This is a genomic window from Haloparvum sedimenti (genome assembly GCF_001462205.1).
Lineage (GTDB): Archaea > Halobacteriota > Halobacteria > Halobacteriales > Haloferacaceae > Haloparvum > Haloparvum sedimenti.
Map to the genome: position 1 here is coordinate 145497 of NZ_LKIR01000121.1, position 14283 is coordinate 159779.

Annotated in this window: 14 protein-coding genes, 1 tRNA gene and 1 pseudogene; 8 read left to right on the plus strand and 8 right to left on the minus strand. The window is 69.3% G+C overall.

What is annotated here, in order from left to right:
• Positions 1 to 265 (minus strand): aldo/keto reductase (locus AN233_RS17970; protein ID WP_394326200.1); only part of this gene is annotated, 265 nt, incomplete at its 3' end.
• A gap of 181 nt (positions 266 to 446) precedes the next feature.
• Between AN233_RS17970 and AN233_RS08045 the strand changes: the two genes are divergently transcribed.
• Together AN233_RS08045 and AN233_RS08050 are read left to right on the plus strand one after the other, a co-directional pair.
• Entirely contained in the window at positions 447 to 1355 is a 909-nt protein-coding gene (locus tag AN233_RS08045) for an acyltransferase (protein WP_058366279.1), read from the plus strand.
• Positions 1356 to 1402: 47 nt separating this feature from the next.
• Positions 1403 to 1768, plus strand: coding sequence for a cupin domain-containing protein (locus tag AN233_RS08050; RefSeq protein WP_058366280.1), 366 nt, complete (start codon positions 1403 to 1405; stop codon positions 1766 to 1768).
• 146 nt (positions 1769 to 1914) lie between these two features.
• Here the strand turns inward: AN233_RS08050 and AN233_RS08055 are convergent.
• Positions 1915 to 1985 (minus strand) — tRNA-Gly (locus tag AN233_RS08055).
• Between the two features lie 133 nt (positions 1986 to 2118).
• On the opposite strand from AN233_RS08055, the gene AN233_RS08060 reads away from it, so the two are divergent.
• Positions 2119 to 3540, plus strand: a complete 1422-nt coding sequence (locus AN233_RS08060) for a M28 family metallopeptidase (protein ID WP_058366281.1) — start codon at positions 2119 to 2121, stop codon at positions 3538 to 3540.
• Positions 3541 to 3575: 35 nt separating this feature from the next.
• Here the strand turns inward: AN233_RS08060 and AN233_RS08065 are convergent, their stop codons facing one another.
• Positions 3576 to 4493, minus strand: coding sequence for an NAD+ synthase (locus AN233_RS08065; protein ID WP_058366282.1), 918 nt, complete (start codon positions 4491 to 4493; stop codon positions 3576 to 3578).
• Between the two features lie 396 nt (positions 4494 to 4889).
• Here AN233_RS08065 and AN233_RS08070 point away from each other — a divergent pair, with 396 nt between their 5' ends.
• Positions 4890 to 5414 carry an Rrf2 family transcriptional regulator gene (locus AN233_RS08070; RefSeq protein WP_058366283.1) on the plus strand — a complete coding sequence of 175 codons (525 nt, stop codon included), beginning with the start codon at positions 4890 to 4892 and terminating at the stop codon, positions 5412 to 5414.
• A gap of 78 nt (positions 5415 to 5492) precedes the next feature.
• Positions 5493 to 5846: a DUF5518 domain-containing protein gene (locus tag AN233_RS08075; RefSeq protein ID WP_058366284.1), complete on the plus strand. Its 354-nt coding sequence runs from the start codon at positions 5493 to 5495 to the stop codon at positions 5844 to 5846.
• A 72-nt stretch (positions 5847 to 5918) separates the two neighbouring features.
• Here the strand turns inward: AN233_RS08075 and AN233_RS08080 are convergent, their stop codons facing one another.
• The 3 genes from AN233_RS08080 to AN233_RS08090 form a co-directional block, all read right to left on the minus strand.
• Positions 5919 to 7613, minus strand: a complete 1695-nt coding sequence (locus AN233_RS08080; RefSeq protein WP_058366285.1) for a tryptophan--tRNA ligase — start codon at positions 7611 to 7613, stop codon at positions 5919 to 5921.
• Positions 7610 to 8755, minus strand: coding sequence for a tRNA-intron lyase (gene endA / locus AN233_RS08085; protein ID WP_058366286.1), 1146 nt, complete (start codon positions 8753 to 8755; stop codon positions 7610 to 7612). Before endA ends, AN233_RS08080 begins: the two co-directional genes overlap by 4 nt.
• A gap of 62 nt (positions 8756 to 8817) precedes the next feature.
• Positions 8818 to 9591 (minus strand): topoisomerase DNA-binding C4 zinc finger domain-containing protein, encoded by a 774-nt coding sequence (locus AN233_RS08090; protein WP_176696665.1) that lies wholly within the window; start codon positions 9589 to 9591, stop codon positions 8818 to 8820.
• 637 nt (positions 9592 to 10228) lie between these two features.
• Here AN233_RS08090 and ahbB point away from each other — a divergent pair.
• The 3 genes from ahbB to AN233_RS17270 all read left to right on the plus strand — a co-directional run bounded on the left by ahbB (position 10229) and on the right by AN233_RS17270 (position 12345).
• Positions 10229 to 11311 (plus strand): siroheme decarboxylase subunit beta, encoded by a 1083-nt coding sequence (ahbB, locus tag AN233_RS08095; protein ID WP_058366287.1) that lies wholly within the window; start codon positions 10229 to 10231, stop codon positions 11309 to 11311.
• 251 nt (positions 11312 to 11562) lie between these two features.
• Positions 11563 to 12174 (plus strand): hypothetical protein, encoded by a 612-nt coding sequence (locus tag AN233_RS08100; protein ID WP_125919997.1) that lies wholly within the window; start codon positions 11563 to 11565, stop codon positions 12172 to 12174.
• A 3-nt stretch (positions 12175 to 12177) separates the two neighbouring features.
• Positions 12178 to 12345 (plus strand): hypothetical protein, encoded by a 168-nt coding sequence (locus AN233_RS17270; protein ID WP_176696666.1) that lies wholly within the window; start codon positions 12178 to 12180, stop codon positions 12343 to 12345.
• A gap of 87 nt (positions 12346 to 12432) precedes the next feature.
• Here AN233_RS17270 and AN233_RS08105 read toward each other — a convergent pair whose 3' ends face one another.
• On the minus strand, positions 12433 to 14034 hold the full coding sequence (locus tag AN233_RS08105; protein WP_058366289.1) for a heme-binding protein: 1602 nt from the start codon (positions 14032 to 14034) through the stop codon (positions 12433 to 12435).
• 57 nt (positions 14035 to 14091) lie between these two features.
• Positions 14092 to 14283 (minus strand): annotated as a pseudogene (locus tag AN233_RS17975) (trehalase family glycosidase); the annotation flags it as partial.

Genomic DNA, 14283 nt, shown 5'->3' on the forward strand with positions numbered 1-14283 from the left:
TGTAGAAGTCGTAGCCGATCTTGGTCGCGAGCGTCACCTCGTCGCGGTGCTCCGCGAGCGCGCGGCCGATCAGCTCCTCGGAGTCGCCGTGCCCGTACACGTCGCCCGTGTCGAAGTAGGTGATCCCCTGATCGAGGGCGTACTGGACCATCTCGACCGCCTGCTCCTCGGTGCGGTCGCCCCACCAGTCGGTGCCGACGACCCACGCGCCGAACCCAACCTCGCTCACCTCGACGCCGGAATCTCCGAGTTCGCGGTAGTGCATGGCTCACGGTTGGGGATCCGCCCACTTAGCGGGTACGGTTCCTCCCACGCGGTCGGTCGCGTCGGGGGGATTTATGTCGCGGCCGCGGGCGATGACCCCGTCCGGCGGACCATGGAGCCGCGCGTCCGCGGTGTCGTCGCACAACCGAACCCCTTTGAGGGTTCCCGGTCAACTGACGCCGATGACAAAGCGACACGTCTCCCTGCCCGACGCGGCCGAGGCCGGGGTCCGGGGCTTCATCGACGAGGTGGACGAGCGCCTTTCCTCGGACGAGGACACCTGCGAGGTCGTGCGCGACGTGTTGATCGACCTCCACGGCGACCGCGAGGCGTGGGAGGCGTGGCAGGCGGGCGAGTCGGTCTCGAAGGCCGAGCGCGTCCGGCTCCAGGGGTACGATCCCTGTAACGCGACGCTCGAGTCGGAGTACTACGCCGAGAAGGACGAGGACCAGTTCCAGCGCTCGAAGCATCTCCAGTGGCTCTGGCGACAGTTCGACGCCACGCCGATGGCCGACAACGTCGAGTTCGCCCTCCGGTTCCGGTCGATGCTCGCGGACCACCTCTTCGCCGACTGCGGGGAGGACTGTCGCTTCTTCAAGGGGATCACGTTCACCTACGGCCACAACATCGAGGTCGGCGACAACGTCGTGGTCCACGACGATGTCCACCTCGACGACCGCGGGAAGCTCACGATCGGCGACCGGGCCTCGATCTCCGACGGCGTCCACGTGTACAGCCACGACCACGACATCGTCGACCAGACCGAGGTCCGCAACTTCCACACGGTCATCGAAGACGACGCCCGCGTCACCTACGACGCGATGGTCCGGGCCGGCTGCAAGGTCGGAGCCAACAGCGTCGTCGGCGCTCGAGCGGTCGTGCAGGGGGACGTACCCGCCCACCACATCGTCGTCGGGATGCCCGCAAAGAGCATCCGCATCAAGCCGGGATGGGAGTCCGTCGCGACCGACCTCGAGGACGGTCGCCTCCCCACTCGGCAGGACGAGCGCGAGATCGCGTACGAGCTCGACGACGACCTCGCCGTCTTCGACGAGTTCCAGCGCGACCTCAACCCGCCGGACGTGGACTGACGAGCCGCCGCCGAAAGCGATACCCCCGCGGCGCCGCGCGACAGGATATGGACGAGGAGACGGTCGACGTGAGCGTGGCCTTCGACGACATCGAGGAGCTGTGGGCGCCGAAGATCGCGGCCGAGTTAAACGGCCAGCACGTCAAGCTCGCACGGCTCGAGGGGACGTTCGACTGGCACCGTCACGAGGAGGGTGACGAGTTGTTCTACGTGCTCGACGGCGAACTCCGCATCGAGTTCCGCGACCGACCGGACGCGACGCTGACGGAGAACCAGCTCCGTGCCGTCCCCGCGGGCGTCGAACACCGGCCAGTCGCGGAGGAGGAGGTCCGCGTCATGCTGTTCGAGCCGGCCGGCACGCGCAACACGGGCAACGTCGAAACCGAGAAGACGAGCGAGGTAGAGCGTCTCTGAACGGCCGAGACCGGAGAATCGACGACGAAGAGAAAATGCACCGTCCGGGAATTGAACCGGAATCAGACGGTCCGGGCTGCCTGCGGTCGCGGGCTGCCGGGCTGCGACTGATAGGGTTCAATCCCGTCGGAGATTCGCTCGAAGAATGCACCGTCCGGGAATTGAACCCGGGCTATTAGCTTGGGAAGCTAATGTCCTACCACTGGACCAACGGTGCTCGTTTCCGCGTACCCGACGCCCGCACTTGAACGTAGCGCTTCGGGGTGCACCTTCGAGCCGGTACCGAGCGCGAGTCGGCTTGCGTCACCGCGTCCCACATCCTTATCGCCGCCGAGGGCCACCACCGCCACATGTCGACCGACACAGACGCCGACACCGACGCTGGCGGCGATCCGGATCCCGAGCGCGTCCGCGAGCGCCTCGACGCGTTCGCGCCCGCGCTCGGCCGGACGTGGACAGGCACCGACCCGTGGGAGTTCCTCACCGAGTTGACGGCCATCGGGAGCCGGATGGGCGGCAGCGAGGGAGAGCGCGCGGCCGCGGACCTCGTCGCGGACGCCTTCCGCGAGGCGGGGCTCCGGGACGTGTACACCGACCCCTTCGAGATGAACGCGTGGCGTCGCGGGGAGACGACGCTGGAGGTGACGACGCCGACCCGCACCGGCGACGGCGAGCGCACGCGCTCGTTCGAGGCGCTCGCGCTCCCGTATTCGCCCGCGGGCGCGGTCGACGCCGAACTCGTTGACGCGGGTTACGGCACCCCCGAGGAGATCGACGAACTGGACGTGGAAGGGAAGCTCGTCGTCGCCTCGACGACGACCCCCTCCGGCGGGCGGTTCGTCCACCGGATGGAGAAGTTCGGCTACGCGGTCGGCGCGGGTGCGGCAGGGTTCGTCTTCGTCAACCACCTCGACGGCCAGCTCCCGCCGACCGGCTCGCTCACGTTCGGCGAGGAGGCCGAGGCGCCCGCGGTCGGCGTCTCGAAGGAGACCGGCGCGTGGCTCCGCGAGTACGCCGCGAACACCCCTGGCGAGACCGCGTCGGTCCACTGCTCGGTCGACGCCGAGACGGTCCCGGGCGAGAGCCGGAACGTGGTCGGGCGGACCGGTCCGGACACCGACGAGCGCCTGCTGCTGGTCGCGCACTACGACGGCCACGACATCGCGGAGGGAGCGCTTGACAACGGCTGCGGCATCGCCACGGTCGTCACCGCCGCCGGGATCCTCGCGGAAGCGGACCTCGAACTCGGCGTCGACGTGGTCGCGGTCGGCTGCGAGGAGGTCGGGTTGCTCGGCGCGGAACACCTCGCGGAGACGACGGACCTCGACTCGGTCGCGGGCGTCGTCAACGTCGACGGCGCGGGGCGGTTCCGAGACCTGGTCGCGCTCTCGCACACTTCGGGAGCGACGGGCGCCGTCGCGGAGGCGGTCTCGCGGGCGACGCGACATCCGATCGAGGTGGAGGGCGAGCCGCATCCCTTCTCCGACCAGTGGCCGTTCGTACGCCGAGGGGTTCCCGCGCTCCAGCTCCACAGCGACTCGGGCGAGCGCGGCCGCGGGTGGGGACACACGCACGCGGACACCCGGGACAAGGTCGACGACAGAAACGTCCGTGAGCACGGCATGCTGACGGCGCTTCTGGTCGCCGAACTCGCCGAGCCGGACACCGAACTCCCGCGGCTCGACGTGGCGGAGCTTGCCGACGCCTTCCGCGAGGCCGACTTCGAGACCGGGATGCGGGCGGCCGACCTCTGGCCCGCCGGGTGGGAGTAGGCCCGGGGGGATGGCGTCCGGTCAGTCGCCCCCGGTCAGTCGCCGTCCGTCGGGGTCGGCGGACGCGTCCGCTTGTGGTCGCTCGCCGCGTGCCGAGCGAGTAGGTCCGCGACCGTCTCCTCCGCGACGCCGAGACGGTCGGCGACCGCCGGGCCGGCGAGTCCCTCGTCGACCGCCAGCCGGAGGACAGGGTCGACGACTTCGTAGGGAGCGCCGAGCTCGTCGCGGTCGTACTGGCCGAGCAGAAATCCCGCGGTCGCGGGGCGGTCGAGCACGAACGACGGCACGTCAAGCGCCTCGGCGAGCGTCCGCACCTGCGTCTTGTAGAGATGACCGAGCGGCAGCAGATCCGCTGCGCCGTCGCCGTGTTTGGTGTAGTACCCGAGCAGCCGCTCCGAGCGGTTGGTCGTACCGATCACCAGCCGGTTCGTGGCGTTCGCGGCGAGGTACGCGACCGCCATCCGCAGGCGTGTGACGAGGTTCCCGGTCGCCACCGGGTCGCCGTGGAGGTCGAACCGCTCCGGCACCGCCGACCCGAACGCCGCGACGAGTGGCTGGAGGTGGACCGTGTCCAGTTCGATGCCGAGCGCCCCCGCGAGCGCCTCCGCGTCGCGGGCGTTCGCGTCGCCCGTCTTGGTGGACGGCAGCGCCAGCCCGTGGACGCGGTCGGGGCCGAGCGCCTCGACGGCCAGCGCCGCGGTCACCGTCGAGTCCAGCCCGCCGCTCATGTTGACCACGACCCCCTCGGCGTCCGCGGCCGCGACCGACCGCCGGAGGAACGCGCCGATCCGCTCGCGCTCGGCGTCGGCGTCCACGTCCGGGACCGGGTCGGCCACCTCGCCGCGGACACCGCCGTCGGCGCTCACGCCGTCACCGGCGGCCGCCGCGTCGTCCCCCACGGCAGCGGTTCCCCGCACCGGCGCGTCCGCGGCCGTTCCCGATGAGTCATTCATCGCCAAATATTCCAAACGTGCGTTTATTCTTTCCTCTTCTCACACCTGTTTCATCCATCTATATCGGGTTTGATCGCCCACTACGGAAAAGTTTCTCGTACAAACGATTTAAGGACGTATCGCCGGCAGGGGCGCAGCGGTCGCGGCCACGATGACGACAGGCAGTCGGCCCGTGGGCACGGTCGACGGGTGGTCGGTTCCCTCCCGTTCTCGGCGACGGATCGACGATTCGGCGGTCCGGATCCGGCGAAAAGTAAAAAAAAAAATCGTCAAACGTCTCCTGAACCACGATAAGTATGCCAGTATGTTTTCTTTTTCTCGTTTATTGGATCTTCTTCAACAGTATAAGGCCGTATTATGCGAACGTTTATTTATTTCTATCTGGTTCATCCGTCCATGTCGACGGTACAGCTGAGTTCGACTCAGAAGCGGATCCTCTCGTCGCTCGTCAACCTCGCGGAGGGGGACGAACGGGCGGTTCGGGGGCGCGACATCGCGGAGGCTGTCGACCGCAACCCGGGAACGATCCGGAACCGGATGCAGAGCCTCCGGGCTCTCCAGCTCGTCGAGGGCGTTCCGGGTCCGAAAGGCGGCTACCGACCGACCCGACAGGCGTACGAGACGCTCGACGTGGACCGGCTGGAGGAGGCCGCAGCCGTCCCTCTCGAGCGCGAGGGCGAGCCGGTCCCGGACGCGACCGTCTCGGAGATCGACTTCACCAGCGTCCACGACCCCGAGCGGTGTCGCGCGGAGGTCGTCGTCCGCGGCCCGATCGGCGCCTTCGGGATCGGCGACGCGGTGACGGTCGGCCCCACGCCCTCGGCGGACCTCCGCGTTTCGGGGGTCGTCGAGACGGCCGACATCGGGGAGAACGTCCTCCTGATCGACGTGGCGTCGATCCGGACCGAGCCGGACGACTGAGCGGTCCGGCTCGGACCGGTCCGCCACGCCGTGCCGCGCCCGGCGAGGGTTTATCCCCGCTCGCGTGCCGGGAGGCGTATGGACACCGACGGAAACACCCTCCTCAACGCGGCGCTCGGTGCGGCGACCGCGGTCGTACTCTCGTGGATCCCCTTCTCGCCGGTCCTCGGCGGCGCGCTGGCCGGCTACCTGCAGGGCGGCGAGCCGACGGACGGGGCGAAAGTCGGGGCGCTCGCGGGTGGGATCGCGAGTCTCCCGATGCTGTTCGTGTTGGGCCTGATCCTGTTCATCGTCCCGTTCGTCCCCGAGCCGGGGATCGCCGCGGTCGGCGTGCTGTTCCTGCTGTTCGCGGTCGCCATCTCGCTGGTGTACGGCGCCGCGTTCGGCGCGCTCGGCGGCGTGCTCGGTATCTACGTGCGGGACGAGTTCTGATCCGCACCCTTCCGACGAACCGCCGCCACTTCGGGCGATAAATGTGGTCGGGCAATAAATGCGGCCGGGCGATCAGTGCTCGCCGCCGGTGCCGCGCCGGTCGGAGGAGAGGTCGATGTCGAGGTCCTCCAGCAGTTCCTCGGCCTCCGCGCGCTTCTCCTGGTGGTCCGCGAGGAACGCCTCCATGAGCTCCGCGGCCTGCTCCTTGCAGCCGCCGCAGAGCCGCTCGCCGCCGGCGCACTCCTCGTACACCTCCTTCGCCAGCCCGTCGTCGTCGGCCGCGAGCAGGTAGGCGTACAGCTCGTAGACGGGACACTCGTCCGGCTTGCCCCCCTTCTCGCGCTGTTCCTCGGCCGTGGACCGGCCGCCCGTGGTCGCGGCCTTCACCTTGTCGTAGCCGTCCTCGGGGTCGTCGAGCAGCGAGATGTGGCTCGCGGGGATGGAGGAGGACATCTTGCCGCCCGTCAGCCCGGACATGAACCGGTGGTAGATCGAGGAGGGCTGCCGGAAGCCGAAGCCGCCGTGGTCGAGTTCGACCTCGCGGGCCAGCTCCTCGGCCTCGCCCCGCGAGAGGTCGAACGCGTCGACGTGTCCCTCGAAGACGCGCTTGTCGCCCTCGACGGCGTCGATCAGCGCGTCGAACGCCTCGTCGGTCGCGTTGCGGTTCAGGAACCGCACCCGCGGCCGGAGCGGCTCCTTCCCGCCCGCCTCCAGCTTCCGGAGCGCGCCCTCCTTCGCGTCCGCGAACTCCGGGACCGGGCCGTAGTCGGTCAGCCACTCGGCGGCGTCCTCACAGCGCACGTCCGCGTCTCCGCTCGCGGCGTCCGCGCTCGCCTCCGCCGACTCGTTCCCCTCGGCGCCCGCGGCGAGCGCGTCGTAGGCCGCGCGCACGAGCTGGCGCTCGTCGTCGTCCAGCTCGAAGCTCGCGAACGCCTCAGTCACTTTGAAAAAGCGCATCCGGACCGCCAGGTCCCGCGTGAGCCGGACGTGCGGGTCCTGGTCCGGCCCGACCGGGATCACGGTCGGCTTCGGCTCGTCGACGAGTTGGGGATAGAGGATGTCCGCCGTCTGTGTGACCACGCTCTGGAGGTGTGAGATGTTCGTCTCGCCGTCGAAGCCGTAGATCGCCTCGAACTCCGAGAAGTTCGCCTTCGAGCCGAGTTCGAAGCCGAGGTCCTGCACCTCGCGGTTGTCGGACTGGCGGTAGAGCTCCCCCTCCTCGGCGTCGAACCCGAGCGCGAGCAGGCTCAGCAGGTAGTTGCGCGCGTGCTCGTCGATCTCGTCCCACGACATCCCGCGGGCGGAGTGCGCCTCGAGGTCGGCGATCAGCCCGAAGGCGTCGCCGCCCTGCTGTTGGTGCCAGATCAGCTCGTCGAAGACCAGCTTGTGGCCGATGTGCGGGTCGCCCGTGGGCATGAAGCCGGACAGCGCCGCGAACGGTTCGTCGTTGGCCATCGCTTTCGCGACCGCGTCGTACTCGCGGTGGCCGAAGATGACCCCGCGGCGCATCAGGTAGTGGGGGTTGGGCACGTCGGGGAGCACGTCGTCGAACTCCTCGATGCCGAACTCCTCGAAGAGGCTCCGGTAGTCGGCGACGGTCGACGACCCCCACGGGTCCAGCTCCACGTCGTCGGCGCCTGCTGCGGTGTCGGTGCCTCCGTCGGTCGCGGCCGGGCCGTCGGCGGTGGCGGGGTCGGGGTCGTCCCCCTCCGCGTCCGCCGCCGAGGGCCCGGTCGCGTCCTCGCGTGGGTGGGTGTCGTCGGTCATGGCGTCACTCGTGCTACCGAACGGTAGTCGATGGAGTTCGCTCCGGCCAGCGCAAAAACCATTCGCTTGCGGACCCCGCCGGCGAGCCGCACGTCCAGCGACAGCTCCCGCGGCGCGAAGACGTGGTCCGGCTCCACCACGCGCACGAGGTGTTCGGAGTGGGGCAGGTCCTCGACCGTCTCCACGTCCAGGTACGTCCGGAAGTCGGCACCGAACTTGAAGCCGGTCTTGGGGACCATCTCGCGGGCGCGAAGGTCGGCGTAGGTCCGGAGCCGGCGGTCGAACCGCTCGCCCTCGACGGCTCGTCCGCGAGCGACCACGGCGTCGTAGTCGGTATCGCCGTCGCTCTCCCCTTCGTCGGCCCCGTCTCCTTCCGAGACCGCCCGGTCGAGCGTCAGTCGGCCCTCCGCCGCCAGCGCCGCGGCCTCGACCAGCGAGAGCTGGAGCGCGTCCTCAACCGCCGCGTCCCGCCCGGAGAGCGGCTGCCCGTAGAATCCGCGCCCGTGGAGGCGATCCGGCGCGTCCCAGACGATCACGCGGTCGGACAGCAGCGTCCCGGCGAGGTCGCCGGGCGGCTCGAAGTCGGTCCCGCCCGACAGCTCCGGCTCGGTCGCCTCGAAGTACGTGATGTCGCTCTCCTCGTCGACGACCGCGAGCGTCTGGCCCGCGATCTCGGCGACCGGGATCGGCTCGCGCTCGCCGACGACGCGCACGCGGTGTTCGACCGAGTCGGTCCCGTCGCTCGGACCGGAGCCGCGCTCGAAGACGACGAAGTCGATGGCGTCGGCGTCGCCGGCGGGGTCGGGGTCCGCGGCCGCGAGTCGCCCGCCCGGCCACTCCTCGCGCGTGGGCGAGAGGTAGAAGCCGCGGTCGCGAAGCTCCGCGTAGACCAGAAACCGGACGGCGAAGCGGTCGGCGGCGGCCGCGGCGTCCGCGAAGAACCGCTCGAAGCCGAGTTCGTCGCCGTCGACGACGACCGCGTCGAGGTCGCCCCGGAACAGCAGGTGGGCCGCCTCCACGCGCGAGAGCGCGATCTCGTTGCCCGACAGCGGGCGGCCGTACCCTCGGGAGTCGTGGAAGCGCTGGCGCGCGTCGCCGCCGACGCGGACGGCGTCGCCCCGAAGCGTCCCCTGTGGTTGCATGCCCGAAACGGCGGCCGGGCGGCGTAAACGGGTTGCGGTCGCGCGTCGGTCGGGACGGTTGCTCAGAGTCGCGGTCGTCCGCCGTCCGTCGCGGTCTCCCACCGGTCGCAGGTGCCGTCCAGACACCGCCGGCCGGTCGGCGTCTCGAACACCGGCAGTCCGCAGGGGCAGTCGTCGACGACGGTCCCCGAGGGGACCGAGAACGTCGTCTCGCAGTCGGGATACTCCCCGCAGCCGAGGTAGACGCGTCCCGGCGCGGTCCGCACGCGGAGGTCGGCGCCGCAGTCCGGGCAGTCCCAGACGCGGTCGAACCGCTCCGTCACGGCGTCCGCGAGCGACTCGCACCCCGGGTCCAGACAGAGCCGGAAGACCTCGCCGCGCTCGACGCGGATCCGGGGGAGGCCGCAGTTCTCGCAGGTCCCGTCCGTGACGGTCGCGCCCGCGGGCAGGCCCCAGCGCTCCTCGCAGTTCCCGCAGACAACGTCGCCGCCGCTGCGCACGAGCGGGCCCGCGCAGCCGGGGCAGGTGCCGACCGGGGTGCCGGCCTCCGTGACCGGGAGCGCGCGGGCCGCGGTCGCCTCCTCGGCGACGACCCGGAGCGTCGACTCCCCGTCGCGCGCGGTGACGGTGAAGGCGTCGCCGTCGCCCTCGACGGTGACGGAGTCGGGGCGGGTGAGCCACTCGACGGGCTGGTAGCCGTCGGCGTCGTGGACGAGCGTGGTGTCGTCGGGCTTGATCAGGACGACGACGCGGCCGCGCTGGGTGCGCTGTCGGTCGTTCGACCCCGAGAAGGTGACGGTGCAGTCGCCGGCGAGCACGCGGAGGCGTTTCGGCATGCGACCCCTTCGCCGCGGTACCCGACTTCAGCGTTCGCACGAACGCGGAAATACGGGGACGAGACGAACGTGGAGGGGTCACAAGAGCGTGGCGACGCTCTGACGACCGCGGTGCTGTGGTGGTGCTGTGGCGGTGCTGTCGGCGCGCGCGAGCAACGCGCGCGAGGGAGGCCGCGGGCCGGGCGCGATGCGGTGCGGTTTCCGCGCCCGGCCCGCGGCCGAGGCTGGGGAGGTGTGAGGCTGCTGTGCGGTCGCGGTGCAGGGTGGGACTGAAAGGGGCAGCCGGCTCGAACCCGCCCGGACGAAGTAAGCACCGCAGCGGGCGGTGCGGAGAGCGAGGAGCGCAGCGAGGCCCGGCGCGGTCGAGCCGGCTGGGGCTTTCTGGGTGGTGCTGTTCCAAGCAACAGGATCTACGACAAAACGAGATCAGTAGCAGGGAGAGCCGGCTGGGGCTTTCTGGGTGGTGCTGGCAAGATCAGCAGGATCGACAACAGACACAAAAATCTCGTCCAGAGAGCCGACCGGGACTTTCGAGACGTTGCGGACCGACCCAACAGGCTCCGCCACCAAGCAGGAACCGCCACCCACTCGCTCCGGCTCCGAAACCCGTAGGTACGCCCGTCCCCAACCGCCACCAATGAGCCTCGACGCGGACTGGCGCGCCGGACTCGACGCCGTCGACGCGCGCCTGATCGACGAGTACCAGAGCGGGTTCCCCGTGACGGAGCGACCCTTCGACGCGGTCGCCGCCGATCTGGCCGCGGAGACGGGCGCGGACCTGACCGGCGCCGATGTCCTCGACCGCGTGCGCGACCTGCGCGAGCGGGGCGTCTTCCGGCGGTTCGGCGCGGTCCTCAACCCGCCGGTCATCGGCTCCTCGACGCTCGCGGCCGTGCGGGCGCCCGAGGACCGCTTCGAAGCGGTCGCGGAGGCGATCAACGCCCACCCGCAGGTGAACCACAACTACCGCCGCGACCACGAGTGGAACATGTGGTTCGTCGTCACCGCGGCCTCCCGCGAGAAGCGGGACGCGATCATCGACGACATCGAGACGGAGACTGGCTGTGAGGTCCTCGTCCTCCCGATGCTGACGGACTACTACATCGACCTGGAGTTCCCGGTCGTCAACGGGGACCGGTTCGCGCGGGAATCCCTCTCCGAGACCGCGGTCTCCGCGACGCGCATCTCGGAGGAGGCGCGCGGCGACCTCACGCCGCTGGAGGCCGCGCTCCTGCTGGAGATCCAGGACGGCTTCCCACTCTCGGAGACGCCCTACCGCGACGTGGCGGCCGCGGTCGACGACGCGCTCGGCGCGGACGGGACCGCGGGCGTCCGCGACGTGCTCGCGGCGGTCGAGCGCCTGCGCGCGGACGGCTGCATCAAGCGTATCGGCTGCGTCGTCAACCACGTCGTCACGGGGTTTCAGAACAACTGCATGGTCGTCTGGGACGTGCCGGACGACGAGCTCGACGCCCGCGGCGAGGCGGTCGGCAGCCTCCCGTACGTGACGCTGTGTTACCACCGGCCGCGGCGGCCGGATCAGGACTGGCCGTACAACCTGTTCACGATGATCCACGGCCGCGAGGCCGAGGCGGTCGACGCGAAGGTGGACGAGCTCGCGGCCGACCACCTCCCGTTCGACCACGAGCGCCTCTACTCGACGGAGACGCTGAAACAGACCGGCGCGCGCTACGAGGACCTGCTTCCGGGCGGGTCGTAGGGCGGCGGAGGAGGGTGAGTGCGGCGACCGACTGCGGAAAACAGGTCGCTCGACGCGCTACCCGTTCTGGAAGAGGTCTGGAGATGCGAATCAGCGGGGACTCCAAGATCTGAGGTGGACTGGACGGCGCTCGGGCCACGAGTGGCCTTACCTGTCGACGCCCTCGGAGAAACTACACACCTTTATATCATGAAGAAGGACCCCGGATAGAGACGAAATAGATGACGCAAGGCAGTAGTTCAGATAGTTCCGTGGAGACGGACCCCAACGACGATTTGCTTGATCGATATGAAACGATGGTCGAGAAACAGATCGATACCGTCGATGAGATCGATAAGAAGGCAGCCACCAGCATGCGCGTTCTCGCGGTCATAGTCGGGGCGTTACTTTCCCTGTTCATCTTTTTCGGCGGCGAAGAGGCGTCGATCACGTTTTCGCCGACGACTGCCGCTCCGCTCGTGTGGATCGCGTTCGGCATTGCCGGCCTGCTCACCTCGTTCGCATTCTGTATTCATACGTATCTCAGTAGCCGAATGCTGTTCGGACCGAAAGCAGTCCTCGGAGAGGTCCTCGCCTCAAACCGTGTCGATCCGAAGGACTACCAGAGCGCTCTGTTGCGAGGATTCGCGACCGCTATCGATACGAACAAAGAGGTAATTCGGGTTAATTCCAGACGTTTCAAACGCGCGCTACTTGCGTTCTGGATCGGCGTCGTCGGACTCGGTTCCGGGTTCGGCCTTCTCTTTTTCGGGGTCTCCCTCACGAAAGACCTGCTCCTCTCAGTGCCTGTCCTCGCGGTGATCGGGTACTACTCGTTCTACATCATCCAAGAAAAATACATGGTCGTGCCGCACGAACGGTGACCCATGAGTGACACAGAAACGGGAAACAAGGACGATTCGGAGTACGTACGGCTTGCCGATACCGACGCAACGACCACCGACTCGGACGGAAACCCGCGGGTCAAGATGGAGGCACTGAGCAAAGGTGGAGAGAAGGAACCGGACGATCCGGCGGAGTCGGACGAGGAGTAGAGGTCTCTTCGAACCTGTGGGCGTCGATCATCCTCCCAAGCACGCGGAACTGGCGTCGAAGACGAGGCGGCGCCCCGACGACGGCCCCTACGCCAGGAACACGTGCCGCGGCTGGTCCGCGAGCACGTCGCGGCCCCACTGGACGGTGTTGCGGAAGTCGTCCGAGCGGAAGAAGGCCATCGCGTCCTCTTTGGCGGCCCACTGGCTCGCGATGAACATGTCGTTCTCGTCTTCGACGTTGACCATCAGGTCGGTCTCGAAGTGCCCGTCCATCCCCTCGAGCTTCTCGCCGACCGCGTCGAACTTCTCCACGAAGTCCTCCTGGTGGTCGGGCTTGACGGTGTAGAACATGCCCATCGTGCCGAAGCCGGACTCCTCGCCCGCGCGGGCGACGACCTCGGGGAGCTCCGAGAGGAACCCCGCGGCGGTCTCGGCCGCGGAGGCGGTGTCCCAGATGGAGACGACCGCGGCGCGGTCGGTCGCGCGCCCCTCGTACACCGCGGTCTTGACGTGCGTGCCGTAGTGGTCGAAGTTGGCGCGGAGCCCCTCGACCTCCTCGAACAGCTCGTCGGGGTCGGCCTCGCTGTAGAGGACGGTCGCGAACACGTCCTCGCCGTGGGGCTGGCCCGCGTAGATGTCCAGGTCCGCGAGCTCGCCGCGGATCGACTCCGCGTTGGCGTCGCCGCCGTGGCCGCTCGCGGTCTCGCCGTCGCCGTGGTCGTGGCCCCCGCCGTCGCTCCCGCCCTCATCGGAGCCGTGCGGGTGGTCGCCCTGCCCGCCGGAGCCGGAGCCGTGCGGGTGGTCGCCGTGGGCGGCGCCGCCCTCGCCGTGAGCGTGCCCTCCGTGATCATCCCCGCGCTCGTCCTCGCTCGCCGGGCAGGTCCCCGAGCGGTCCTCGTCGTGGTCCGCGGTCGGCACCTTCGCGCCGTCGAGGAACGCGCCGAGGTCCGCGGGCGGGAACCGGCGGCCGACGTAGAACTCGCCAAACTCGCCGTACCGGGAGGAGGCCTCGTCGAAGCGCATCTCGTAGACGATGTCCTTGATGTCGGCCGGGTCGGAGCCGAACAGGGTGACGCCCCACTCGTGGTCGTCGAAGCCGACGGAGGAGGCGATCACCTGCTTGATCTTCCCGGCGTACTCCCGCCCCACGTCGCCGTGACCGGACATCAGCTCCGCGCGGTCCTCGAAGGAGAGGTCGTACCAGTTGTACTCCTCGCCGCGGCGCTTGCTCATCGGGTAGAAGGAGACGTACTCGTCGTCGGGGATCTCCGGCTTGAGTTTCCCCTCGATGTAGCGGCGCAGGCCCTCGTCGATCTCCGCCTCGTTGCCCTCGAAGTAGTCGTCGGAGACGTAGCCCGACACCTCGGTGACGGAGACGTAGGAGGTCTCGCGCTCGGTGAACCGCGCGAGCGCGGTGTCCTCGAACCGGCGCTCGATAGCGGAGAGGTCGTCGAGTTCGGGCCGGAAGTGGACGAACAGCAGGTCCGCCTTGTGTCCGACCATCCCGAAGACCGCGGAGTCGCCGGCGTCGGCGTCCGCGACCGCCTCGCGGTGGACGAGGAAGTGTTCTCCCTCTTCGATCGCGCGCTCGCGTTCTCGCTCCGGGGCGTCCCGCCACGCGTCCCAGTCGACCGTCCGGAAATCGTGGAGGGCGTACCACCCTTCGTCGGTTTGTGGGGCTTCGACCATACCTGCGCTTGGGGGGCCGGGCCTTAGGGGTTTGCGAGTCGGCGGCGACACAGCGACTCAGACGTCGTCGTACAACTCGGCGAGCGCCCGCGCGACGCCGTTCGTCCAGCCGAAGCCGTCCTGTAGCGCGTACTCGCCGCCGCCCGCCTCCCGATCGGGGTCCTCCACGTCGTACTTCTCGACCATCCGCCCCGTCTCGCGGTACACCGATCGGTTGCGGTCGAGCCACCGCGTCGCGACCTCGCGCGC